Annotated in this window: 19 protein-coding genes; 8 read left to right on the top strand and 11 right to left on the bottom strand. The window is 65.5% G+C overall.

Going from position 1 to position 23,367, the window contains the following annotated elements; genetic code table 11:
• Positions 1 to 267: 267 nt before the first annotated feature.
• From LRX75_RS04125 to LRX75_RS23385, 3 genes are read right to left on the bottom strand one after another with little or no spacing between them, the layout of a single operon-like run.
• Entirely contained in the window at positions 268 to 3,837 is a 3,570-nt protein-coding gene (locus LRX75_RS04125; RefSeq protein WP_231812174.1) for an error-prone DNA polymerase, read from the bottom strand.
• Positions 3,834 to 5,360, bottom strand: a complete 1,527-nt coding sequence (locus LRX75_RS04120) for a Y-family DNA polymerase (protein ID WP_420851153.1) — start codon at positions 5,358 to 5,360, stop codon at positions 3,834 to 3,836. The genes LRX75_RS04125 and LRX75_RS04120 overlap by 4 nt, the downstream gene beginning before the upstream one ends.
• Positions 5,311 to 6,264: an ImuA family protein gene (locus LRX75_RS23385; protein ID WP_420851143.1), complete on the bottom strand. Its 954-nt coding sequence runs from the start codon at positions 6,262 to 6,264 to the stop codon at positions 5,311 to 5,313. Before LRX75_RS23385 ends, LRX75_RS04120 begins: the two co-directional genes overlap by 50 nt.
• A 171-nt stretch (positions 6,265 to 6,435) precedes the next feature.
• On the opposite strand from LRX75_RS23385, the gene LRX75_RS04115 reads away from it, so the two are divergent.
• Complete coding sequence (locus LRX75_RS04115) at positions 6,436 to 6,870, top strand: metallopeptidase family protein (protein ID WP_231812170.1); 435 nt, start codon at positions 6,436 to 6,438, stop codon at positions 6,868 to 6,870.
• 42 nt (positions 6,871 to 6,912) lie between these two features.
• Here the strand turns inward: LRX75_RS04115 and LRX75_RS04110 are convergent, their stop codons facing one another.
• From LRX75_RS04110 to LRX75_RS04100, 3 genes are all read right to left on the bottom strand, one after another.
• Complete coding sequence (locus LRX75_RS04110; RefSeq protein WP_092931004.1) at positions 6,913 to 7,119, bottom strand: DUF1737 domain-containing protein; 207 nt, start codon at positions 7,117 to 7,119, stop codon at positions 6,913 to 6,915.
• A complete protein-coding gene (locus LRX75_RS04105; protein ID WP_231812463.1) occupies positions 7,116 to 8,018 on the bottom strand; it encodes an HpcH/HpaI aldolase/citrate lyase family protein in 903 nt (300 codons plus the stop codon). The genes LRX75_RS04110 and LRX75_RS04105 overlap by 4 nt, the downstream gene beginning before the upstream one ends.
• A gap of 149 nt (positions 8,019 to 8,167) precedes the next feature.
• Entirely contained in the window at positions 8,168 to 8,728 is a 561-nt protein-coding gene (locus LRX75_RS04100) for a type 1 glutamine amidotransferase domain-containing protein (protein ID WP_231812168.1), read from the bottom strand.
• Between the two features lie 235 nt (positions 8,729 to 8,963).
• Here LRX75_RS04100 and LRX75_RS04095 point away from each other — a divergent pair, with 235 nt between their 5' ends.
• A complete protein-coding gene (locus tag LRX75_RS04095; RefSeq protein ID WP_231812166.1) occupies positions 8,964 to 10,196 on the top strand; it encodes a putative DNA modification/repair radical SAM protein in 1,233 nt (410 codons plus the stop codon).
• Complete coding sequence (locus LRX75_RS04090) at positions 10,196 to 11,758, top strand: UdgX family uracil-DNA binding protein (RefSeq protein WP_231812164.1); 1,563 nt, start codon at positions 10,196 to 10,198, stop codon at positions 11,756 to 11,758. Before LRX75_RS04095 ends, LRX75_RS04090 begins: the two co-directional genes overlap by 1 nt.
• Positions 11,759 to 11,779: 21 nt before the next feature.
• Here the strand turns inward: LRX75_RS04090 and LRX75_RS04085 are convergent, their stop codons facing one another.
• The 4 genes from LRX75_RS04085 to LRX75_RS04070 form a co-directional block, all read right to left on the bottom strand.
• A complete protein-coding gene (locus LRX75_RS04085) occupies positions 11,780 to 13,024 on the bottom strand; it encodes a M24 family metallopeptidase (RefSeq protein ID WP_231812163.1) in 1,245 nt (414 codons plus the stop codon).
• Between the two features lie 42 nt (positions 13,025 to 13,066).
• Complete coding sequence (locus tag LRX75_RS04080; protein WP_231812161.1) at positions 13,067 to 14,518, bottom strand: NAD-dependent succinate-semialdehyde dehydrogenase; 1,452 nt, start codon at positions 14,516 to 14,518, stop codon at positions 13,067 to 13,069.
• A 180-nt stretch (positions 14,519 to 14,698) separates the two neighbouring features.
• Positions 14,699 to 16,111: a sensor histidine kinase gene (locus tag LRX75_RS04075; protein WP_231812159.1), complete on the bottom strand. Its 1,413-nt coding sequence runs from the start codon at positions 16,109 to 16,111 to the stop codon at positions 14,699 to 14,701.
• Positions 16,108 to 16,806 (bottom strand): response regulator, encoded by a 699-nt coding sequence (locus LRX75_RS04070; protein WP_231812157.1) that lies wholly within the window; start codon positions 16,804 to 16,806, stop codon positions 16,108 to 16,110. The genes LRX75_RS04075 and LRX75_RS04070 overlap by 4 nt, the downstream gene beginning before the upstream one ends.
• A 157-nt stretch (positions 16,807 to 16,963) precedes the next feature.
• Between LRX75_RS04070 and LRX75_RS04065 the strand changes: the two genes are divergently transcribed.
• The 5 genes from LRX75_RS04065 to LRX75_RS04045 all read left to right on the top strand — a co-directional run bounded on the left by LRX75_RS04065 (position 16,964) and on the right by LRX75_RS04045 (position 21,712).
• Positions 16,964 to 18,034 carry an ABC transporter substrate-binding protein gene (locus LRX75_RS04065; protein WP_231812461.1) on the top strand — a complete coding sequence of 357 codons (1,071 nt, stop codon included), beginning with the start codon at positions 16,964 to 16,966 and terminating at the stop codon, positions 18,032 to 18,034.
• A gap of 277 nt (positions 18,035 to 18,311) precedes the next feature.
• Positions 18,312 to 19,256, top strand: a complete 945-nt coding sequence (locus tag LRX75_RS04060; protein ID WP_231812155.1) for a Bug family tripartite tricarboxylate transporter substrate binding protein — start codon at positions 18,312 to 18,314, stop codon at positions 19,254 to 19,256.
• A complete protein-coding gene (locus LRX75_RS04055) occupies positions 19,253 to 19,747 on the top strand; it encodes a tripartite tricarboxylate transporter TctB family protein (RefSeq protein WP_231812153.1) in 495 nt (164 codons plus the stop codon). The genes LRX75_RS04060 and LRX75_RS04055 overlap by 4 nt, the downstream gene beginning before the upstream one ends.
• Before the next feature lie 9 nt (positions 19,748 to 19,756).
• On the top strand, positions 19,757 to 21,274 hold the full coding sequence (locus LRX75_RS04050; RefSeq protein WP_231812151.1) for a tripartite tricarboxylate transporter permease: 1,518 nt from the start codon (positions 19,757 to 19,759) through the stop codon (positions 21,272 to 21,274).
• 276 nt (positions 21,275 to 21,550) lie between these two features.
• Entirely contained in the window at positions 21,551 to 21,712 is a 162-nt protein-coding gene (locus tag LRX75_RS04045) for a hypothetical protein (RefSeq protein ID WP_092931024.1), read from the top strand.
• A gap of 256 nt (positions 21,713 to 21,968) precedes the next feature.
• On the opposite strand, the gene LRX75_RS04040 is transcribed toward LRX75_RS04045, so the two are convergent.
• Entirely contained in the window at positions 21,969 to 23,069 is a 1,101-nt protein-coding gene (locus tag LRX75_RS04040) for a DUF475 domain-containing protein (RefSeq protein WP_231812149.1), read from the bottom strand.
• Positions 23,070 to 23,367 lie beyond the last annotated feature (298 nt).

Here is a 23,367-nt window from a genome sequence, read left to right as displayed (position 1 = left end):
GCAGGGCGCCCCCTAACCTTTGCGCGCGGGCCGGCAAGGCGAAAAGTCGCCTCCGGACACTTGCGCATGTCTTCGCGCCCGAAGGCCGCCAGCCGATCGCGTGACATCTGCACCACCATGCCGACGGGAGCCGTCTCACGAAAGTCAGGGCCTCTTCGGACGCAGTCTTCAGCCCCCTCGGACAAGGCGGACAATGATATGCGCACCGTCTAAAATAAATATGTGGACGCGCATTTTCTGCGGCCGGCGCACCGCCGAAAACCGGCCTCAGTGGAAATTCCGGCCCTTCGGCAGGACCTGCGCCGTCTCCATGAGGCCGGACTTGATTCGCGCCTCGCGGCGCGCGCGCTCCCGCTGGGCCTGATCCGCCGCATTGCCCTTCTGCCGCTGATCCACGGTCGGACGCAGCACCTCGTCCGCCCGTTCGTTGACGGCAAAGCGCCGGGCCTCGCCTTTCAGGAGACCCAGGGCCTCGGTCATGTCCTCGAGGCGCTCCGCAACGACATGGATGACGCCGTTCTGGCTTTGCAGGCGGCCGGTAACCTTGACCAGCCTTGCCCCCATGACGACGGCACGGAACGTCTCGAAAACGGCCTTCCAGACGATGATGTTGGCAACGCCCGTTTCGTCCTCCAGCGTCATGAAAATCACGCCCTTGGCGGAGCCCGGCCGCTGCCGCACGAGAACGAGGCCGGCCACCGTGACGCGCCGCCCGGGACGCAGGCCCGACAGCCCGCGGCTCGCCACCACGCCGTCCCGCGCGAAGGCCTCCCGCATGAAGGAGACCGGATGCGCCTTCAGCGACAGGGACAGCGCCCGGTAATCGTTGACCACCTCCTCGCCGGCCGGCATGGTCGGCAGGCGCATGGCCGGATCCGCCCGAAGGTCCGCCTCCCCCGCCGCGGCAAAGAGCGGCAGGCGTTCGGCCGGTGCCCGCTCGTCGAGCGCCTTGATCGCCCAGAGCGCCCGGCGACGATCGAGCCCGATCGAACCGAAGGCATCTGCATCCGCCAGCCGCTCCAGCACGCTGCGCGTCAGCCCGGATCGCAGCCAGAGATCGTAGATCGAGACATAGCCCGCACCCCGGCCGGCCACGAGCCGCGCCATGTCGTCCTCCCGCAGGCCCTTCACCAGCCGGAAGCCGAGACGGACGGCATAGGTCGTGCGGATGACGGTGCGCATCTCGCGATGCCGGGGATCGATCGCCCGGCAGTCGAAGGCGCTTCGTCGCGCGCCGTCCGCATCGTCCCGCCCGCCGCCTTCCAGGATCGTCTCCCAGTCGGAGCGGTTGATATCGACGGCCCGCACCTGCACCCCGTGCTCGCGGGCGTCGCGCACCAGCTGCGCCGGCGCGTAGAACCCCATGGGCTGGGCGTTGAGCAGCGCCGCGCAGAACACATCGGGATAGAAGGTTTTGAACCAGCAGGAGGCATAGACGAGCAGGGCGAAGGAGGCCGCATGGCTTTCGGGAAAGCCGTATTCGCCGAACCCCTTGATCTGGTTGAAGCAGCGGACGGCGAAATCGCGGCTGTAGCCGTTGGCGACCATGCCCTCGATCATCTTGGTCTCGAAATTCGCGACCAGCCCGGACCGCCGGAAGGTGGCCATGGCGCGGCGCAGCTGGTCGGCTTCGGCCGCCGAGAAGCGGGCGGCCGTCATGGCGATCTGCATGGCCTGCTCCTGAAACAGCGGCACGCCCAGCGTCCGCTCCAGCACCGCCTTCAGCTCCAGGCTTTCATAAGGGATCGCCTCGCCCCGCAGCCGGGCCTCCCGGCGCTTGAGATAGGGATGCACCATATCGCCCTGGATCGGCCCCGGCCGCACGATCGCCACCTCGATGACGAGATCGTAGAACGCACGCGGTCTCAGCCGCGGCAGCATGCTCATCTGCGCCCGGCTCTCGATCTGGAACACGCCCACCGTATCGGCCCGACAGATCATGTCGTAGACCGGATTGTCGTCGTTCCCGTAGTCGAGCTCGGTGTCGTAGACCTCCGACAGCAGCATCTGCTTGCCGTAATGGGTCTCCAGCATCCGGAACGCCTTGGCGAGGCAGGTGAGCATGCCGAGCGCCAGCACATCGACCTTGAGGATCTTCAGCGTATCCAGATCGTCCTTGTTCCACTCGATCATGTAGCGGCCGGGCATGGCCGTCGGCATGATCGGCACCACCTCGTCCAGCCGGTCCTTGGTGATGACGAAGCCGCCGACATGCTGCGAGAGATGCCGCGGCATGTCCATCAGCCGTCCGGCATAGGTGAACATGCGCATGACGGTCGGGTCGGCGAGATCGAGCCCGGCGGCCTTTGCCTGCTCGTCGGTAAACGACGACGTCCACCAGCCCCAGATGGAAGCGGCGAGCGCCGTCTGCACATCCTCGGAAAAACCGAACACCTTGGCAACCTCGCGCCCGGCCGAGCGCGCGCGATAGCTGATGGCTGCCGCGGCAATGCCGGCATGCTCCTTGCTATAGGTCTCGTAGATGAACTGGATCACCTCCTCGCGCCGGGCATGCTCGAAATCGATGTCGATATCCGGCGGCTCGTCGCGGTCCATCGACAGGAAGCGATCGAAGAGAAGGGTGAACTTGACCGGATCGACCTCCGTCACGTGCAGGCAGTAGCAGACGGAGGAATTGGCCGCGGATCCCCGCCCCTGACAAAGGATGTCCTTCGACCGCGCAAAGGCCACCAGCCGGTGGACGGTCAGAAAATAGGGCTCGTACTGCTTCTTATGGATCAGATCGAGCTCGTAGGCGATCTTCGTCTCCACGGCCTCGGGCACGCCGTGCGGATATCGCCGCGCGGCCCCTTCGCGCACCAGCCGTTCGAGCGTCTGAGCCGACGTCTCGCCCGGACCCGCCTCGTCGGGATAATTGTGCTTCAGCTCGTCGAGCGTGAAATCGAGCGTCCGGAAGAAGCGTTCGGTATGGGCGACTGCTTGCGGGTAGCGGCGGAAGATGCGGACCATCTCGCCCGGCGCCTTGAGGAAGCGCTCGGCATTGGCCTGCAGCCGGAAGCCTGCCGCCGCGATCGTCACGTGCTCGCGAATGGCCGTCATGACATCGGCCAGCGGGCGGCTGTCGGGGGAATGGTAGAGCACGTCGTTCGTGGCGATGAGACGGATGCCCGTGCTGTCGGCCAGCGCTGCGAGAGCCGCGAAATTGGGCGCATCGAACCCGTCATAGCGCGGCGTCATGCCGAGGAAGAGCCGGCTCTTCAGGAAAGGCTGCAGCGACCGGAGGGTCTCGCCGAGCCTCTTCCAGTCGCGGACCTTCGTCCCGTCAGGGCCAGAGGCCGTGCCGGCATCGGATAGCTCTGCAGAAGGTCCATTCGCCGCCACATCCTGCAGGTCGGCCTGTGCGCGCTCATGCCCTCCTTCATGGGTGCAGCCCGTCATCACGATCACCTGCAGGTGTTCCTGCCAGGTCAGAAGATCGGAGAGGAAGAGGGTGCAGGTGCCCTTGTGGTCGGCACGCAGATTGCCGGCACTCAGCAGGCGGCAGAGATGCGCCCATCCCTGCCGGTTGCGCGGATAGACCAGCATGTCGGGTGTGCCATCGGCAAAGACGAGGCGAGCGCCCGGCTGGAAAGGAAACTTTTCCTCGCGCGCCTCGGCATGAACCCGCACGACCCCCGACAGCGTGTTGCGATCGGCGATGCCCAGCCCCTTGAGACCTATGCGCTTGGCGGTGACCACCATTTCCTTGGCGCCCGAGGCGCCGCGCAGGAAGGAGAAATTGGTGCAGGCGCCCAGTTCGACGAAGGTCGGCAGCGGGGCTTTGGCCCGCCCGCCGCCGGCCTCCGCCGGACCTTTTCCGGGTTCGCGGCCGGTCATGCGAAAATGCCGTGCATGAACCAGTCGGGATGCATCCGCTCGCGCTGGAAGAGACCGTTGCGAAACATCCAGAAACGACGCCCCGTCTCGTCCTCGATGCGGAAATAGTCGCGCGTCGGCGCGTCCTCGCCGTCGATCCACCATTCCGCGGCAATCCGCTCCGGCCCTTCCGCCCGGGCGACCCGGTAGGCGGTGCGCCGCCAGAAGAACCGCTCCGGCGCGCCGTCGGGAACATCGGCCGCAGGAACCTCCACCCGCTCGGGGTGGGTCAGAAGGCGCAGGGGCCGCACTGGCTGAACAGGCCATTCCTCCGCCTGCAGCCTTTTCCCGGCAGGGAAGACGGTATCGCCCGCCGGCTGCAGGCCTGCCGCCCGCTCGGGAATATGGCTTGCGGCGAGAATCGCGATGGAAAGCACATCCTCCCCGAAACGGGCGATGACGCGATCGGTAAAGTCGGCAAGCGCCCGGCTCTGGTCCGGCCGACCGGAAAAATCGTCCTGCACGGACGCGATCGGCTCGGCTTTCAGGACGCAGAGCCGCAGGATCTCGAAACCATAACCGGCATCGAGATCGTCATGCACCGCTACCAGCCGCTCCCGGTAGAGCGCCGCGATGCGCTGCGGATCCCGCAAGGGGGACGACGTGCCGGCGCGCAGCCGGAACACCTTGCCATCGACGCGAAAGAGCAGGAGCTCGAACTGGCGCCCGCCCTCTCCCCGCGCCTCCAGCGTGGTCTTGAGGCCGGTGGCAAGCTGCAGCGCCAGCCCGAGAATATCGTCTTCGCCCGAGACCGGCGAGATCAGCCGGCGCTCCACCGAAAGCTCGGCCACCGGCCGGCGCGGCGACAGCGGCTCATCGTCATGCCCGAGCGCCTGGTCGAGCCGGAGAAAGACGAGCGGCCCGAAGCGGCGCGCAAGGGCGGCCCGGGGTGCCTCCATGAGATCGGCGACATGGGTCAGCCCCAGCCGGATCAGCGTGTCCGTCAAGGTCGCCGGCAACCGCAGCGCCGTCACCGGCAGGGGGCCGAGTGCGGCGACCTCCTCACCCGTCTCGATCACGCAATCCCCGGAAAGGCCGGCACCGGAAAACCGTGCCAGGGCCCAGGCGAGACCGGGCGAGGCGGCGATCGCACCCCGCGCCTCGACGCCGAGCTGGAAAAGGCGCGACAGGACATCGTCGAGCAATGCCTTTTCCCCGCCATGCAGATGCGTGCAGCCGGTGATGTCGAGCGCCAGACCGTCGGTCCCCGCATAGGCGACCAGCGGCGTATAGCGATCGCACCAGTCGGCCAGGGCGGAAAGAAAGGCCTGGTCGGCCGCGGCATCGGCCGGCAGCACATCGAGCTGCGGATGCATGGCGCGGGCCTCGGCCACGCCCTGCCCCCGCTTCAGCCGCAGGCGATCGGCCACCCCGTCGAGCGCCACGATCCGCATGGCATTCTCGACCTTGTCGGAAAATACGACCGGCGGGTGATCAGGACGCCCGTTTGAAAGCCATGACGCGCCCCAGCGCCGGCGCGCCACCCGGTCGGCCGACAGATGCGGGAAGGACAGGGACAGGATCCGCTGCGTTTGCCGGAAGAGGGACGGCGACGGGGTCGAGAGGGTAGAACCGGCGCGCATGGGAACTCCATTCAAGGTAGGCATCGACAGGGGAAAAGGCCCGCGTCTTCTCGGCAACGACGTGGAAGGCGGGATGCCCGATGCCGGTCGTGAGCATCGTGCCGTCGGGCAGCAGGAAAGGTGCGGTGGGTGCGGGACGCACGAGAAGGCGCACATGCGCGCTGCTTGCCTCCTCTTCGCCCGCCTGCCGCAGGAGAAGGATCGGAACGCCGCTGCCGACCGAGCGCAATTGCAGCCGCCGACTCTCCTGCAGCCCGAGACGCGCCGGATTGCCGCGGATCTCCAGAATGACGGCGGAAAACACAGAGAAACCCAGCGCCGCCTCGGCAATCCACAGCGCCTGCTGCAGGTTGCGGGGCCGGGAGAACAGCATGGCACGCAGATCGATGCCGAGAAGCGACAGGCCGACCCCATAGGGCTCGCCCGCCTCCTGTCCGGCCATCGTCTCGGAGATCCAGAGGATGGCCCCAAGCTCGCCCTGCGCCTTGCGCCGCGCCTGGCAGAGCGCGGCAAGCCCCAGCGTAAACCCCGTGGCGGCGCCGGCATCACGCGTTTCCGCCACGCGGATCTCGCTCAACCCCTTGAGCGGCAGGCCGCCGGACATGGCGTGGTCGAGCGCGGGAACGCCGAGCGGCAGCACATCCGCCGGACGTGTCACAGGACGGCCGGACGCCGAAAATCCCGCGCATTCGCCCTCCGTCTCCAGGGTGGGACGACAGGAACCGGATGGCCTGTCTCGTTCCAGCCGGGCAATGGCATCGCGCAGGGCGAGCACCGTCTCCCGCGGCACAGCGTTTACAGCCATGGCAGTCAGCTCCTATTCGTTCTTGCTATGTTCTTATTGATTCCAGAGCTTCAAAAAAGAGTCAACGCAGTTGGGAAAAGATTCCGCAGTTTCTGCACAATCGCCTTACATTGCGAATTGCTTCTCGAAATGACCCGGGAAATGGCTATATACAAGGAACAAGGAGTGTCCATGGCCCGGATTGACCAGAGCGACGATTGGCGGGAACGCCATGCGCCGACCATCAGCACGTTCGAATCCCTGACGCTGGAGGCCTATGGGCATCTCCCCGAGGAATTCCGCCGGCTGGCCACCGATCTCATCATCGAGATCGAGGATTTTCCGGATGACGACGTGTTCGAAGACATGGCGCTGGAAACGCCGTTCGATCTTCTGGGCCTGTTCGAAGGCCGCGGCATCGGCGAGCGGTTCACCATGGAAACCGGCACGATGCCGAACCGGATCACGCTCTACCGCCGGCCGATCCTCGATTACTGGGCCGAGAACGACGAAACGCTGGGCGACATCATCACCCATGTGCTGATCCACGAGATCGGCCATCACTTCGGCCTGTCGGACGACGACATGGAGCGTATCGAGGCGAGCGTGGAGCATGTCGGCGGGTAGAAGCCCGCCGCATGCCGCATGCGTATGGGACGTGGCTTCCGGCTACTGCTCGGACAGTTTCATATCCGGTACGTAATCCTTGCCCTCGACATCCTTCACCACCGCCTGTCCGCACTGCATGACCTGCGCATCGGCATTGAAGGTGTAGGTCGGCGAGCCATGGAGATGCCAGCCCTTGTTCAGGGCGGCGGTCACCTTGTGGCAGAAGCTCGCATCGTCGGGCCCGGTGAGAAAGCGGTAGAGTTTCATGGCTGTGTTCCTTTGTGCCGGATGGCCTCGACCTTTGCAAGACAGGCGATCGCCTGGTCGCGATGCAGGGCCTCGACCATTTTTCCCTTATGGACGATGACCGACCTGCCCGCATTGTCGGCATGCGCGAAGGCCGCAACGATCTCCAGCGCCTCCGCCTCATCCTGCACCGTGGGGCCGAAGGCGGCATTGGCCGGTGCGATCTGCTGCGGATGGATCAGCATCTTGCCGTCGAACCCCATCTCCCGGCCGGCGGCGCATTCCCGCGCGAAACCCTCGGCATCGCCGATATCGTTGAAGACGGCATCGAGAACGTCGAGCCCGCTGCCGCGCCCGGCAAGAAGGATCTGCATGAGCCAGGGCACGAGATAGGTGCGCCCGGCAAGAGCCGCAACGCCGGTTTCCTTGCGCAGATCGTTAAGCCCGGGAATGAGGCAGTCGAGCCGCCCGCCGCGCGTGCGCCCGGTCTCGGCGATCGCCGCCACATTGAGAACGCCCCGCGGCGTCTCGATCATCGCCCAGAGCCGCAGGTCCTCCAGACCGTCGCCCTCGTCCATGCCTTCGGCAATGTCGAGAATGTCGCGTGGTCCTTCCACCTTGGGCACCAGCACCGCATCGAACCGGCAGCCGGACAGCGCTTCGAGATCCGCCTCCCCGAAACCGGAGGCAAGGCTGTTGATCCGCACGATCCGCTCGATGCCTGGTGCGGCCTCAGCCAGATGACGCACCAGCGCTTCGCGCGCATCGGCTTTGCGCTCCGGCAGCACGGCATCCTCCAGATCGTAGATCACCGCATCGGGCGAGAGGCTCGCCACCTTCGAAAGCGCACGCGCATTGTCGGTGGGCACGCAGAGCACCGAGCGACGAAGGCGGACGGGATGGCGATCGGACAGGGACATCATGCCATGTTGTGCCTGTCCCATCCCATCTTCGCAAGTCTCATGCAACAGGCGTTTCGCTCCTCGGCAGCAAGCCCGCAGACAGGCATCGCAAAACCGGCCCCGTCTTTTGACGGAGCCGGCCGATATGTCTGGAAGAACAATAGGTCTCAGGCCGCCTTGCGGTCGTGACGGCCTTCTTCCACTTCCTCGACGATCTTCGCCACGAAAGCATTGAGATCGTCGGGGTTGCGGGAGGTGATGATGCCCTTGTCGGTCACCACGGCCTCGTCCGACCAGAGGCCGCCGGCATTGACGACATCCGTCTTGATCGACTTGAAGGATGTCACCTTCCGGCCCTTGACCGCACCGGCCTCGACCAGCAGCCACGGCGCATGGCAGATGGCAGCCACGACCTTGCCGGAGGAAACGAATTCGCGAACGATCCGGAGCGCTTCATCCTCGACGCGCAGCTTGTCGGGATTGATCTGGCCGCCCGGCAGAACGAGCGCATCGAAATCCTCGATCCTGACGTCCTTGGCCTCCAGATCGACGTCGATGCTGTCGCCCCAGTCCTTCTCGTCCCAGCTCTTGATGCTGGTCTTGCCGATCGACGCGATCTTCACGGTCGCACCCCGCTTCTGCAAGTCGTCATACGGCACGCGCAGCTCGGACCGCTCGTAGCCGTCCGTTGCGAGAATGAGGATTTTGGAGTCCTTGATGGAAGGCATGAGCCTACTCCTTGCTGTCTTTTGATCTTTGCATCCGAGCATCCCGGGGGATCTTGGAGGCGAATGTCGCGACGGGTTCGCTCCGTTAACGAGACGCGTCTCCGATCGTTCCCCAAAAACATCCGTATCCTGTCCGACCCGCCCCCTCGCTTCGGCAGACGGTCGACGTCGAAAAACGAAACCGCTCACGCACACAACATTGACGCGGAGGCCAAAAGAACATATGTAGAACATCATGAAAAAGTCGCTGAAAGAGCGTTTGGCCATTCTCTCGGATGCCGCCAAATACGATGCGTCCTGCGCCTCCAGCGGAACGACGAAACGCAACTCGTCGGCCAGCGGCGGCCTCGGCTCAACGGAGGGATCGGGCATCTGCCATGCCTATGCGCCCGACGGACGATGCATTTCGCTGCTCAAGATCCTGATGACGAATTTCTGCATCTACGATTGCGCCTATTGCATCAACAGGTCGTCGAGCAATGTCGAGCGCGCACGCTTTTCGGTCGAGGAAGTCGTCTGGCTGACGCTCGAATTCTATCGGCGCAACTATATCGAAGGCCTGTTCCTGTCGTCCGGCATCATCCGCTCGTCCGACCATACGATGGAAGAAATGGTGCGCATCGCGCGCGAGCTGCGCGTCACGCATAATTTCCGCGGCTACATCCACCTGAAGTCGATCCCCGAGGCGTCCCCCGCGCTGATCGAAGAGGCGGGGCTCTATGCGGACCGCCTGTCGATCAACATCGAGCTGCCGACCGATGCCGGCCTGACGCGCTATGCGCCGGAAAAGCGGCCGGCCGGCATTCGCAAGTCGATGGGCGATCTTCGCCTGAAGATCGAGGAAATGCGCGACCCGACCCTGCAGACCAAGCGGGTACGGCGCTTTGCGCCCGCCGGCCAGAGCACGCAGATGATCGTCGGCGCCGACCAGGCCAACGACAGCGTCATCCTCGGCACCAGCGCCCGGCTTTACGGAAGCTACGGGCTGCGCCGTGTTTACTACTCCGCCTTCAGCCCCATTCCGGATGCCTCGCGCAACCTGCCTCTCGTCAAGCCGCCTTTGATGCGCGAGCACCGTCTTTACCAGGCCGACTGGCTCTACCGCTTTTACGGCTTCGGCATCGAGGAGATCACGCGCGACCAGCCGGATGGCATGCTCGATCTCGACCTGGATCCGAAGCTCGCCTGGGCGCTTGCCAACCGGCAGCGTTTTCCGGTCGACATCAACAAGGCCGACCGCGAGATGCTTCTGCGTGTGCCCGGTTTCGGCACGAAGATCGTCCGCGCCATCCTCACCGCCCGACGGTACCGCACCCTGCGGCTGGAAGATCTCGCCCGCCTCAAGGTGTCGCTGAAAAAGGTGCAGGCCTTCATCGTGGCCGAAGGCTGGACGCCGTCGCGCCTCATCGACCGGCCGGACCTGCGCACGATGTTTGCGCCGAAACCGGAACAGCTGGTCCTGCTCTGATGTCGCCGGTCGACCTTGAGAGGCAAACGGTCACGCTCGACGGGAAGGGCGATTTCGGCGAATGGCGGGAGGCCGCACGCCGGCTTCTGAAGGCGGGAACGCCGCCGGCCGCCGTGGACTGGCGGGAAAAGCAGGGCGCCACCGACCTTTTTGCCGATCCGCCCCAGGTGCTGCCGAACGCAGGCGGACAGCCGGCGGCCGCACGTCCTGATATCACCGTTCCCCGCGCCTTCCTGACGCTGGCCGAAACCGTGATCTGCCACGCCGATCCCGGCCGTTTCGGTCTTCTCTATCGCACCCTCTGGCGCCTGCAGGCCGAGCGCAACCTGCTCGACATCGTTTCCGACGCCGATGTCGTCCGGCTCAATGCCATGGAAAAATCCGTTCGTCGCGACAGCCACAAGATGAAGGCCTTCGTGCGCTTCAAGGAGATCGGCGCCGAGACCTCCGCCACAGGCACACCGACGACGGACATCATGGAGGTGATCGCCCGTCCCGCCCCTCTGGAGGCAAGCGGCATCCCCACCGGCCGCCGGCGTTTTTTCGCCTGGTTCGAGCCGGATCATTTCATCGTCGCACGCGCGGCACCGTTCTTCCAGCGCCGCTTCACCGACATGGACTGGATTATCGCCACGCCGAAAGGCTCGGCCGCCTGGGATGGGACCACGCTGACGGTGACGTCCGAACCGGCCGAGGATCCCAAGCTCACCGATGACGCGGACACGCTGTGGCGCACCTATTACAGCAATATCTTCAACCCGGCGCGGCTGAAGGTGAAGGCGATGCAGTCGGAAATGCCGAAGAAATACTGGAAGAATCTGCCGGAAGCTGACCTCATCCCCGGCCTGATCGCCGGCGCGGAAGAGAAGGTGCGGGCCATGGCCGAGCAGGCGATGAGGGACCCGCCGGCCTTCCACGCCAAGGTGCGCGAGGCCGCCATGCCGAAGACCGAGGAAAACACCGCCCGTCCCGGCACGCTGGAGGCCGCACGGGCGGAAGCGCGCGACTGCACCCGCTGCGCGCTCGCCTGCAAGGCGACGCAGACCGTGTTCGGCGAAGGTCCAGGCAACGCGAAACTGATGTTCGTCGGCGAGCAGCCGGGCGATCAGGAGGATCTTGCCGGCCGGCCCTTCATCGGCCCCGCCGGCAAGATGTTCGACACGATCGCCGGCGAGGTCGATCTTCATCGCAGCACAGCCTATGTCACCAATGCGGTGAAGCATTTCAAATACGAGCTGCGCGGCAAGCGCCGCATCCATCAGAAACCGAATATGGGCGAAATGCGCGCCTGCCGCTGGTGGCTCAAGCTGGAGCTCGACCTGATCCAGCCAAAACTGGTGGTCGCCATGGGCGCAACGGCCCTGACCTCGGTCATAAACCATGCCGAGCGCCTCGGCGACTACCGCAGCCGCGCGGTCGATCTCGATGACGGACGCACGCTCTACACCACGGTCCACCCCTCCTATCTCCTGCGGATTCCCGACGAGGGACGCAAGCGCGAGGAGATCGAGCGTTTCCGCGCGGATCTGCAGGCCATCAAGCGCCTCAGCGACAAACTGTAGAGCCGGCTATGCAAGGAGCGGTCAGACGGACACCAATCCCGATGGCAGGCTATTCATCACCTCGTGCCCATCGGGTGTGATCAGCAGCTGGTTCTCGATGATCATGCCGCCGACGCCATCGATATACCATGGCGTTTCGAAAGCGACGACCATCCCCGGCTCCAGCACGACGCTGCTTGTCGCCGAGAAGAACGGCCATTCCTCGCTGCCGAGGCCGGCGCCGAGACCATGGCCGAAATGGCCGCGGCTGAACCCCGGAAAGCCGGCCTTCGCCATCGCCACGGTCGCCGCCTCGTGCACCGCCCGCATCTCGATGCCGGGCCGGATCAGCGAGAGGCCGGCCTCGTAAGCCTGCGACAGGGCGTCGAAGAGGCGGCTCTGCAATGGCGTGGGAGAGCCGCAGACGAAGGTCCGCCCGGTATCCGACGTGTAGCCACCAATCAGGCAACCCACATCGACCTTGATCAGCGATCCCGGCTCCACCACGCCGCCGCGCGACCAGGGATAGGCGCCGACGGAGACATATTCCCACTGGCCGGTCAGGTTGCGGATATCCTGCTCCCGCGCCGCCGCCTGCACCGCCGACGTCCAGACCTGCGCAAGCCCGTCGCGCGTCTGCCCGGGCGCGATCGCGGCCGCCAGTGCGCCGATCCCGATCTCGGCCAGCGTGACGGCGGTTCGCAGATGCGCGATCTCCGGCGCCGACTTCACCATCTTCAGCCGGCGAAGCACGTCGCTCCCATCGACCAGCCGGCAACCAAGCAGTGCCACCGACAATGCGGCGAAATCCGAAACCGAAAGGCTGTCGAGCTCCACCCCGACGCGCGCGCTGCCGAGTTTCCGCGCAGCCAGCAGATCGCCGGCCAGGCGAAATCCGAGGGCGGCATCGAAGGTCTCCGGCCGTGCGAACCCGGCCACGCGACCGGCACCCGCCCACGCGGCCGCGATGAGATCGGGCACGGGTTGCGACGCGTCCTGCGACCGGATATCCGCCGTCTCGACCCAGAGCGGATGGACACGGATATCGGTAACATCGCTAGACGCGCGAAAACTCTCCTCGAACAGATCGCTGACGACGGCACCGATGGGCAGGCCCGGATCTGCAGGAACGAGGGCCGCGACGGCCCCGGCCCGGCGCCACATCGTGCCGACGCCGGGGCTCGCACCCGTCGCATAGGCAAAGCCTTCCGGCGTGAAGAGAAGAAGGGCGTCAAGGCCGGCCGCAGCCATGAGCCGTGCCGCCCGGTCTCGGTCGAGATACGTCATCGTCGTCTCCATCTGCCCGACAGTGTGCGCCTCGCAGGCGCTTCAGATATTGCCCATGCAGAGATATTTCATGTCGAGGTAATCCTCCATGCCGTGCCGCGACCCCTCGCGTCCGATCCCCGACTGTTTCAGCCCGCCAAAGGGCGCCGCTTCGGACGACATGCGGCCGGTATTGATGCCAATCATGCCGTATTCCAGCGCCTCGGCCACACGCCACACCTTGCGCAGCTCGGTGGCATAGAAATAGGCTGCAAGGCCGTAGATCGTATCGTTCGCCTGATGGATCACGTCCTCGACGGTCTCGAACCGGATGACCGGCGCGACAGGACCGAAGGTCTCGTCGCAGGCGACCAGCATGTCGTGATCCACATGGGTCAGCACCGTCGGCGCAAAGAAGGTGCCGGTCTCGCCGACCCGCCCGCCGCCGCAGAGCACCTGCGCGCCCCGCAGAACCGCATCTTCGACATGATGCCCCACCTTGCGCAGCGCCGCCTCGTCGATCAGCGGACCGACCGACACCGAGGGCTCGAAACCATCCCCCACCTTGAGACCGGCGACATGCGCCGCAAGCTTTTCGGCAAAGATGTCGTAGACGCCGGACTGCACGTAGATCCGGTTGGCCGAGGTGCAGGTCTGCCCGGCATTGCGGAACTTCGCCTGCACGGCGCCATCGACCGCGGCATCGATATCCGCATCGTCGAAGACGATGAACGGCGCGCTTCCGCCCAGTTCCAGGCTCACCTTCTTGATCTGGTCGGCGCACTGTCGCATCAAGAGACGCCCGACCTCGGTCGAGCCGGTGAAGCTGATCTTGCGCACCTTCGGATGCGTGCAGAGCTCGTAGCCCACCGCCTGCCCCTCGCTGGAAAGGACGAGCTGGAAGACGCCGTCGGGAAAGCCGGCATCGAGCGCCAGCCGATGTAGCGCGACGGCCACCAGCGGTGTCTGTTCGGCCGGCTTCAGGATGACGGGACATCCCACGGCCAGCGCCGGCGCCACTTTTCGCGCCACCATGGAGGCCGGAAAATTCCACGGCGTGATCGTGCCGACGATGCCGACCGGCTGCTTGATCACGAACATCCGCCGGTCCGTGGAAGGAGCCGGAAACGTCTCGCCATAGACGCGCTTGGCTTCCTCGGCATACCATTCGATATAGGCTGCGGCATGCTGCACCTCCGAACGCGCCTCGCCCAGCGGCTTGCCCATTTCGGCGGTCAGGATGGCGGCGAGATCGTCGATATGGGCGAGAACGAGATCGTGCCAGCGGCGCATGAGCTGGCTGCGGTCCTTGGCGGGAAGCCCGGCCCAGGCCGGCTGCACCAGCGCCGCCCGCTCGATCGCCGCACGCGTTTCCGGCACGCCCATGTCCGGCAGGGTCGCGAGCAGAACGCCGGAGGAGGGATTGCGGACGTCGAACGCCGCCCCCGTGACCTCCGTCTCGGCCAGGATCCGCGGATCCCGGAGATGGCGGGTAAGGTCGGATGTAACACGCATGGCAGGCTCCCGGATCAAAGCACGTCCCCCACGCACGGCTTGCGGCCGAGACCCGGAAGATGGCCCCGGACATTGCAGCGATTGGCTGGGCGTGACCAATGAAATCCGCTGATCGGATGACCACGCGAGCGAATGGTAGTGACAAATGACAGGGGCGAATGAGGGCGATGCGGACGATCGTCAGGCCTCTTTGGTGACAGCGGGAAACGCGACCCGCGCCCTCAGTCCCCGGCCGGTCGCGCGCTCCTCCATCACAGCAGGCCCGAGCGAGAGACGTCCCTCGAAGCGAACCGCGATCTCCTCGACGATCGGCAGCCCGAGCCCGAGACCCGGCGCCTCGCTCTCGCCGCGGGCAAAGCGCTGGCGCACGGCGGACACTCTCTCCGGCGGAATCCCCGGCCCGTTGTCCTCGACATCGAGCAGCACGAGGCCCGGCTCCTGTCCGACCCTCACCGTCACCTCGGCCCCCTGCCCGGCATAGGCAAGCGCGTTCTCCACGAGATTGCGCAGCAGTTCGCCGATGAGCAGCGGCTCCGCGGCGATGAACGCGGTTCCCGCACCTTCGAAGCCGAGGTCGATCCCGGCATCCGCCGCGCGGGGCACGTATTCCGCCGTGATCTCCCGTGCGACCAGCGTCAGGTCCATCGGCACCGGAGCGACGGACGATCCCGACCCCGTCGCATCGATCTTTGCCAGAAGCAGCAACTGCGTCAGGATCCGCTCGGCGTGACCCACGGCCTCGTCGCTGCGGGCGATGAAGGTCTTGATGTCCTCGGGCTTTTCGGACCGGGCGGCAAGCGCAAGCTGGGTCCGCACGACGGCAAGCGGCGTGCGCAGCTGATGGCCCGCATTGCCGGAAAAATGCCGCATGGCGTCGAGCGCCGATTGCAGCCGCACCATGAAAGAATTGACCGTCTCGACCAGCCCTTCCACCTCCCGCGGCACGGATTGCCGGATCGGACGAAGATCGTCGGGGCTGCGCTCGGCAATGGCGTCGCCCAGCCGGTAGAGCGGACGGAGCGATAGGGTGACAGCGATCCAGACGATCGCCGCAGCCCCGAAGATCAGCAGGAACAGGCGCAGTGCGGAGCGAAACAGGAGCGCCCGGGCGAGCTGCTGGCGCGCCACCGTGGTTTCCGCCACCGTCACGACAAAGGGCACGGAATTGATCCCCGTCGAGGCGGAGCGTTCCAGCGCGGCGATGCGGATCGGCTCGCCGCGATAATCGGAATCGAGATAGACCGCCTGCCGCCCCTGCATTTCCGCAATCCCCGGCAGGCTCCGGTAGCCGGTGATGAAATGACCGGGCGGCCCGTCGACCCGGTAGAACACCCGGTCCTGTGCAGCCGAGGTCAGCATTTCCAGCGCGACATAGGGCATGTCGACCTCGAGCGTCCCGTCTTCTGCAACGACGACGCGGTCGGCGATCGCGAGTGCTGATCCCGCCAGCACGCGGTCGGACACGCTGTTCGCCGTCTTCACGGCTTCCCGATAGGTATCGCCGAGCGCGATGATGCCGATGATGGCGGTGGCCGCCAGCAGCCAGGCCAGCAGCCGCCTGCGCAGCGAATGCGCGGCCCGGACGCCGTTCATGCCATGTCCGGCGCAGGATCGGCCGGCGCGGCGGCCTTATCGAGATAATAGCCGATGCCGCGCGCCGTCCGCACCGTCAAGCCGTAAGGCGAGAGACGCTTGCGCAGGCGGCTGACATATTGCTCGATGGCATTGGGGCTGAGATCGTCGTCGAAAGCTGTCAGCGACTGCATGATGGCGTCCTTCGCCACCACCTTGCCGGCCCGCATGAACAGGATCTCCAGAAGCCCGGTCTCGCGCAGCGGAATATCGATGGGCACGCCGTCCGACGAAAAGGTCCGCGAGGTCAGGTCCAGCGAAACCGAACCGAAGGTGACCATAGAGGAGCGCAAGCCCGCCTGTCGCCGCAGGAGAACGCGCACGCGCGCCTCGAACTCGCCGATGTCGAACGGCTTGATCATGTAGTCGTCGGCCCCGAGATCGAGCCCGCGCACCTTTTCCTCCGCGCTCCCCCGCGCGGTGAGAATCAGCACGGCCGACCGGTTCTGCCGCGCCCGCATGGAGCGCAGAACGTCGAGCCCGTCCATCTCCGGCAGGGTCAGGTCGAGAATCACGAGGTCGAACCGCTCGGTCGCCGCCGCCGCATCGGCCGATGCGCCGTCGCGCACCACGTCCACGGCATAGCCGCTGCTGCGCAGGATGGCGGCAAGCCCCTCCGACAGGACCCTGTTGTCTTCGACCAGAAGAATTCTCAAAACGCAGCGGCTCCTCGACCCGGATGACTCTAGAATAACTCCCGGCACGGACAAAACGATTTCGGCCAAAGCATTGGACCTGCAGAGGACGGGAATGGCAGAGGAAGCCGGCACCCCACCGCTTGTGCGAAAGACACCGCTGGCGCACACTCCGGCGATGTTTCGTCTCGCCGCAGCCCTCTTCCTGTCTCTCGCCGGTCCGATCGCCGCCGCCGCCGCGCCCGATTTTTTCCCCGCACGATCCGGCCGGGCGGATGCGCCGGTGCTCAACGTCTATTCCTCGCTCGACGATCCCCTGGCGCAGCCGCTGATCGACGGGTTCCAGTCCGCCAATCCCGACATCGCCGTTCGCCATGAAAACATGCTGACCGGCGAGATCTACGACCGGATCGTCCGGGAAACGGATGCCGGGCAGAAAACGGCCGACTTCGCCTTTTCCTCGGCGATGGACCTGCAGGTAAAGCTCGCCAATGACGGCTATGCCCAGCCGAGCGACCTGCCCCTCACCCGCGCCTGGCCGGCCTGGGCCAACTGGCGCAACACCGCCTATGCCCTGACCTTCGAGCCGGCCGTCTTCGTCTACCACAAGCCGAGCTTTGCCGGCGCCAAGCCGCCCTCGACCCGCGCGGCGTTCGTGCGCTTTCTGCGCGAAGCGGGCGTCAAAGCCGAGGGCCGCATCGGCACCTACGATATCGAACGCTCCGGCGTCGGCTTCCTGTTCATGGCGCGCGATCAGGAACAGTTCGGCGATATCTGGTCGGTGATCCGTGCCATGGGCGAGGCCGGGGTCAAGCTCTATGCGACGAGCTCCGACATTCTGGAGCGTGTCGCCGATGGCCGGTTCCTGCTCGGCTACAACATCGTCGGCTCCTACGCCGCCGACTGGGCCGCCCATCACCCCGACCTCGGCATCATCCTGCCGACCGACTACACGGTCGTCATCTCCCGGATCGGCCTCGTACCCCAGGCAGCAGCCGCACCGGATCTTGGGCGGCGCTACCTGGAATTCTTCATGTCCGCCGAGGGCCAGTCGATCATGGCGCGCGAGCTGCATATCGCCGCCGTCAATCCCGACGTGGCCGGCGACAACACGGCCAGCACGCTGCAGGACATTCTGGGTGCGCAGCTGCGCCCCGTTCCCGTCAGCCCCGGCCTGATGGTCTATCTCGACCAGGTGAAGCGCGCCCGGCTCATCGCCCGCTGGAGGGACGTGCTCGGTCTTCCCTGAACCGCGGTGCCCGGAGAGACACCGAAGCCCCGCGAATTCTGGCGGGTTCTCCCCTGCGTTATGCACGAGATGCATGGATGTCAGGTTGATGTCAGCTTACTATGGTGGCTTAGTGGTGTTCGTCAGCCGTGGAGGCGGTGACGAAGCGGTGCGGAGGAGTGTCTCACCCAAAACGGCCCGAGCGAAGATCTCCGGATCTCCCGCGCGCCTGTTGCCAATGCTCCTCGCGTCAAGAATCGAAGCAAAGCGCGCAAACGCGCTGACGGAGGACGTCACCTTGAAACAGTTTCTCATCGCATCTCTGATCGCCGGTGCCATGGCGCTCCCAGTGGCCGCTGCCGACTACACCATCATCGCGCCGGCCAACCCCGGCGGTGGCTGGGACCAGACGGCGCGCTCCATGCAGACCGCCCTGCAGCAGGAAAAGATTTCCGGCAACGTGCAGGTACAGAACGTACCCGGCGCCGGCGGCACCATCGGTCTCGCCCAGTTCGCCAGCCAGTCGGCCGGCAACCCCAATGCGCTGCTCGTCGGCGGCTACGTCATGGTCGGCGCCATCCTGACCAACAAGTCGCCGGTTTCGCTGAGCGAAGTCGAGCCGATCGCCCGCCTGACCGGCGAATACGAAGCGATCGTCGTTCCCGCCGAATCGCCGCTGAAGACGATGGGCGACCTCGTCGAGGCGCTGAAGAAGGATCCGGGCTCCGTGTCCTGGGCCGGCGGCTCGGCTGGCGGCACCGACCATATCGCGGTCGGCCTCATCGCCAAGGCAGCCGGCGTCGATCCGACCAAGATCAACTACATCGCGTTCTCGGGCGGCGGCGAAGCCCTCGCAGCCATCCTCGGCAACCAGGTCACGGCCGGCATCTCCGGCTACGGCGAATTCGAATCGCAGGTGAAGTCCGGGACGCTGCGCCTCCTCGCCGTCTCCAGCGCCGAGAAGATCGCCGGCGTCGAAGCCCCGACGCTGAAGGAAAGCGGCCTCGACGTGGTCGTGCAGAACTGGCGCATGGTCGCCGCTGCCCCCGGCCTGTCCGCCGAACAGAAGGCCGCCGTCACCGCCGACGTCGAAAAGATGGTGAAGTCCGCCTCCTGGCAGGAAACGCTGAAGACCAAGGGCTGGCAGGACACCTATCTGTCGGGCGACGCCTTCAAGGAACAGCTCGCCAAGGACGTCTCCGCCACCGAAACCATCCTTAAAGAAATCGGTCTCGTTCAATGAGCGAACTTTCGCGCACACAAAGCGCAACCTCGCGCCGCCCCGATAGGGCGGCGCTTGCCGTTGCGGTCTTCCTCGGCGGCCTCGCCGGCCTGATCTTCTGGGATAGCTCCCGCCTGTCGGCCATGGCCAATTACTCCAAGATCGGCCCGGCCACCGTTCCCTTCGTCATCGCCTGGTGTCTCCTCGGCCTCGCCGTCTGGACGGCCGTCGCCGCGTTCCGCAGCGAATTCCCCGCGCGCGAACGCCAGGAGATCCCGCCGGTCGCCTGGATCGTCGCGGGGCTCGTCCTGCAGATGCTCTTCCTGCGCACCGTCGGCTTCTCGGTCGCCACGGGCCTGCTCTTCGCCTTCACGGCTGCGGGCTTCGGCCGTCGCAAGCTGTGGATCACCATTCCGGTCGGCATCGCGCTCTGTCTCGCCGTCTGGCTCATCTTCGCCGGTCTCCTGCAGCTGTCGCTGCCGGCAGGGCCGCTCGAACACCTCTTCTTTTAAGAGACCGTCATGTCGACATTCGAATTCCTGCTCCAGGGCATCGCGATTGCCATGCAGCCGATGAACCTGCTCTACGCGCTGGTCGGCGTGACGCTGGGCACTGCGGTCGGCGTTCTCCCGGGCATCGGCCCGGCGCTGACCGTCGCGCTGCTGCTTCCGGTGACCTACCGGCTCGATCCCGCGGGATCGCTGATCATGTTCGCGGGCATCTATTATGGCGGCATGTATGGCGGCTCCACCACCTCGATCCTGCTCAACACCCCCGGCGAAAGCGCCTCCATCGTCACGGCGCTGGAGGGCAACAAGATGGCCCGCAAGGGCCGGGGCGGGCCCGCGCTCGCCACGGCCGCCATCGGCTCCTTCGTCGCCGGCCTCATCGCCACCATCGGCTTGGCGTTCATCGCGCCCTTCGTGGTCAAGGTGGCGCTCGTCTTCGGGCCGCGGGAATATTTCGCGCTGATGGTGCTCGCCTTCGTCACCGTGTCCTCGGCCTTCGGCGATTCCACACTGCGCGGGCTCACCTCGCTCTTCATCGGCTTTGCGCTCGCCATCGTCGGCATCGACCAGCTGACCGGCCAGGCCCGCATGAGCTTCGGCGTGCCGGATCTGCTCGACGGCATCGAGGTGACGACGCTCGCCGTCGCCCTCTTCGCCATCGGCGAAACCCTCTACATCGCCGCACAGGGCGCGACCGGTCCCGACAAGGTCGAGGCCGTCAAGGGCTCGGTGTGGATGACCAAACAGGACTGGTCGCGCTCCTGGAAGCCCTGGCTGCGCGGCACGTTGATCGGCTTCCCGATCGGCGCCATGCCGGCCGGCGGTGCCGAAATCGGCACCTTCCTGTCCTACGCCACCGAAAAGCGCCTGACGAAGCACCCGGAGGAATTCGGCCATGGTGCGATCGAGGGCGTCGCCGGACCCGAGGCCGCCAACAACGCGTCCGCCGCCGGCACGCTGGTGCCGCTGCTGACGCTCGGCCTGCCGACGACGGCCACCGCCGCCATCATGCTCGCCGGCTTCCAGCAATATGGCTTGCAGCCGGGCCCGCTGTTGTTTGCCACCAATCCGCAGCTTGTCTGGGGTCTCATCGCCTCGCTGCTGATCGCCAACTTCATGCTGCTCGTCCTCAACCTGCCGCTGGTGGGCCTCTGGGTGAAGCTGCTGACGATTCCCAAGCCCTGGCTTTACGCCGGCATTCTGCTGTTCGCGACGCTCGGCACCATCGGCGCCAACCCGTCGGTCTTCGAACTCGGCATGCTGCTCGCCTTCGGCCTGCTGGGCTACATCATGCGCATCCTCGGCTATCCCATCGCACCCGTCGTCGTCGGCCTCATTCTCGGGCCGCTCGCCGAACAGCAGCTGCGCCGGGCGCTGGCGATCAGCCAGGGCGATCCGAGCGTGCTCTTCACCTCGCCGATCGCCGCGGTCCTCCTGACCATTGCAGCGCTCGCCCTGATCGTGCCGCTGATCCTGCGCGCACGCGGACGCGGACAGGTTCTCTCGCAGCTGGCCGCCAGCGAAGACTGACCTTCAAGCCATATCGGACGATCTCGAATGGCCGGATGCTCCCGCGCGGAGCCTCCGGCCATTTCCGTTTCCGGCTTCCGACGACGGTAATATAATCGGTTTAATTCTAGCGATACTTGCGCCTGCGAATGTCATATCGGCGCCCTCGCAAAGTAACGTTCCCTTAAGACATCCGTCTTGCTTGTCATGCATGGCTGCAATGAACTCTTGTGCATTGTGGAAACGGCTCGGGAGGCCCATCTTCGGGTCACAGAAGAAGAGCAGGAGATGAAGACAATGACCAGCAAGCGTAACATTTTCGGCCGTGCCTTCGCCGTGATCGGCGCCGCATCCGCAGCAGCAGCAGCCATCGAGGGCGGCCGTCGCCCGCAGGCCCGCGACCTCAACACCCTCGGCATCGACCCGACCAGCTTCCCGGCCCCCTATCGCCGCGGCTGATACGACAGACGACGCTGCTGCTGACAGAACGTCGCGCAAAGCACTTCGCCCGGGAGCCTTCCCCCCCGGGCCGCAAAAAGCCCGCAGGTCCATGATAGACCGGCGGGCTTTGCTTTTGGGGAGACCGCGCCGCGACGGGACCTCTCATCATGAGGCGCCCACCGTGCCGGTCTCAGCCTATAAGAAACCCGCGGTCCTTTCGAACCGCGGGTGTGTCTGCCAGACGATGGCCGGCGACCTTCGCCGCCGGCATCGATCATCCGTGTGGGGAGACGGCGTCGGCGCCGACCGGGTGATGCTTCCTGTTGTACCGGATGGACGACCAGAGAGCGATGCCGATGAGCGTCGCGCCACCGAGCCCGGTGATGACCTCGGGAATATGCACCAGCGTCTGGACGTACATGATCACCGAGAGGATCAGGATCGCGTAGAATGCGCCGTGTTCCAGATAGCGATATTCCGCAAGCGTTCCCTTCTCCACCAGCATGATCGTCATGGAGCGCACATACATGGCGCCGATGCCGAGACCGATGGCGATGACGAACAGGTTCTGCGTCAGCGCGAAGGCGCCGATGACACCGTCGAACGAGAAGCTGGCATCGAGCACTTCGAGATAGATGAACGCGCCGAGGCCGCCCTTCGCCGCTTCGCTCATGGTCTTCTGCGAGGCATCGAGCAGGCCGCCGATCACTTCGACCACGAGGAAGGTTACGAGGCCGTAGATGGCCGAGAAGACGAAGGTCGTGCTCTCGACATCGGGCGTTGCCGGATCGTCGGGGATCAGCGCGGAGAAGGCGAGGATCAGGACGAGGACGAAAGCGATCTCGACACCCTTGATGCTGGCAGCCGCCGACAGCCGCTTCTCGATGAAGGAGATCCAGTGGATCTTCTTGTCATGGTCGAAGAAGTAGGAGAGGCCGACCATCATCAGGAACGTGCCGCCGAAGGCCGCGATGGGCAGGTGGGCGTCGTTCATGATGCGCGCATATTCGTCCGGCCGAGCGGCCGCGAGGATGATGGCATCGATCGGGCCGATGCCGGCCGCGATCACCACGATCAGCAGCGGGAAGACGATCCGCATGCCGAAGACGGCGATGAGAATGCCCCAGGTCAGGAACCGCTGCTGCCAGACCGGCGTCATGTCCTTGAGCTTGTTGGCATTGACGATGGCGTTGTCGAACGACAGCGAGATTTCGAGCACGGCGAGCACCGTGCAGATGAAGAAGACGGTGGCCATGCCGCCGATCGTGCCGGTCTCGTTCCAGCCGAGCCAAGCGCCGAGCGCGAGACCGAGGCCGGTGACGATGAAGGCCCAGGTAAAATAGCTGAGCGTCGATGTCTCGGTGGACGGGCTCATGCGCCTGCCCTCCCGCGTGTGGCCACAGGCGTTCCGGCGAAAACCGGATCGGAATAGGAAGAAAGCGATGGCGTGCCCGCACGGGTGCGCATCGTCGAAAAGACGTTCTTTGTCATGGGAATTTACATCCGCCGGCTCAGTGTGCTGGCGGTACCGACATCGCGAGAGCGCCGTTAAAACTCTCGCCAGAGGGGCCCGGCACCAAGTTCGTCCCGCGCGAGTGTCGATGTCGTATGCGCGGGATTGCTGAACTATCTAGCCATCCCTGATCCCGCGTCAAGATGCCACGCGCGCAACG

This window comes from Rhizobium quercicola (genome assembly GCF_021168455.1).
GTDB lineage: Bacteria > Pseudomonadota > Alphaproteobacteria > Rhizobiales > Rhizobiaceae > Ferranicluibacter > Ferranicluibacter quercicola.
Note: the sequence above shows the minus strand (reverse complement) of the source record. Positions and strands in the feature narration are given on the sequence as shown.

Coding starts and splice junctions, on each gene's coding strand:
- LRX75_RS04125 (WP_231812174.1), bottom strand. CDS start 3,837: ATGACCGGCCGCGAACCCGGAAAAGGTCCGGCGGAGGCCGGCGGCGGG.
- LRX75_RS04110 (WP_092931004.1), bottom strand. CDS start 7,119: ATGAAACTCTACCGCTTTCTCACCGGGCCCGACGATGCGAGCTTCTGC.
- LRX75_RS04075 (WP_231812159.1), bottom strand. CDS start 16,111: ATGAACGGCGTCCGGGCCGCGCATTCGCTGCGCAGGCGGCTGCTGGCC.
- LRX75_RS04080 (WP_231812161.1), bottom strand. CDS start 14,518: ATGCGTGTTACATCCGACCTTACCCGCCATCTCCGGGATCCGCGGATC.
- LRX75_RS04115 (WP_231812170.1), top strand. CDS start 6,436: ATGGCCCGGATTGACCAGAGCGACGATTGGCGGGAACGCCATGCGCCG.
- LRX75_RS04105 (WP_231812463.1), bottom strand. CDS start 8,018: ATGTCCCTGTCCGATCGCCATCCCGTCCGCCTTCGTCGCTCGGTGCTC.
- LRX75_RS04100 (WP_231812168.1), bottom strand. CDS start 8,728: ATGCCTTCCATCAAGGACTCCAAAATCCTCATTCTCGCAACGGACGGC.
- LRX75_RS04065 (WP_231812461.1), top strand. CDS start 16,964: ATGTTTCGTCTCGCCGCAGCCCTCTTCCTGTCTCTCGCCGGTCCGATC.
- LRX75_RS04090 (WP_231812164.1), top strand. CDS start 10,196: ATGTCGCCGGTCGACCTTGAGAGGCAAACGGTCACGCTCGACGGGAAG.
- LRX75_RS04040 (WP_231812149.1), bottom strand. CDS start 23,069: ATGAGCCCGTCCACCGAGACATCGACGCTCAGCTATTTTACCTGGGCC.
- LRX75_RS04085 (WP_231812163.1), bottom strand. CDS start 13,024: ATGACGTATCTCGACCGAGACCGGGCGGCACGGCTCATGGCTGCGGCC.
- LRX75_RS04095 (WP_231812166.1), top strand. CDS start 8,964: ATGAAAAAGTCGCTGAAAGAGCGTTTGGCCATTCTCTCGGATGCCGCC.
- LRX75_RS04055 (WP_231812153.1), top strand. CDS start 19,253: ATGAGCGAACTTTCGCGCACACAAAGCGCAACCTCGCGCCGCCCCGAT.
- LRX75_RS04045 (WP_092931024.1), top strand. CDS start 21,551: ATGACCAGCAAGCGTAACATTTTCGGCCGTGCCTTCGCCGTGATCGGC.
- LRX75_RS23385 (WP_420851143.1), bottom strand. CDS start 6,264: ATGGCTGTAAACGCTGTGCCGCGGGAGACGGTGCTCGCCCTGCGCGAT.
- LRX75_RS04050 (WP_231812151.1), top strand. CDS start 19,757: ATGTCGACATTCGAATTCCTGCTCCAGGGCATCGCGATTGCCATGCAG.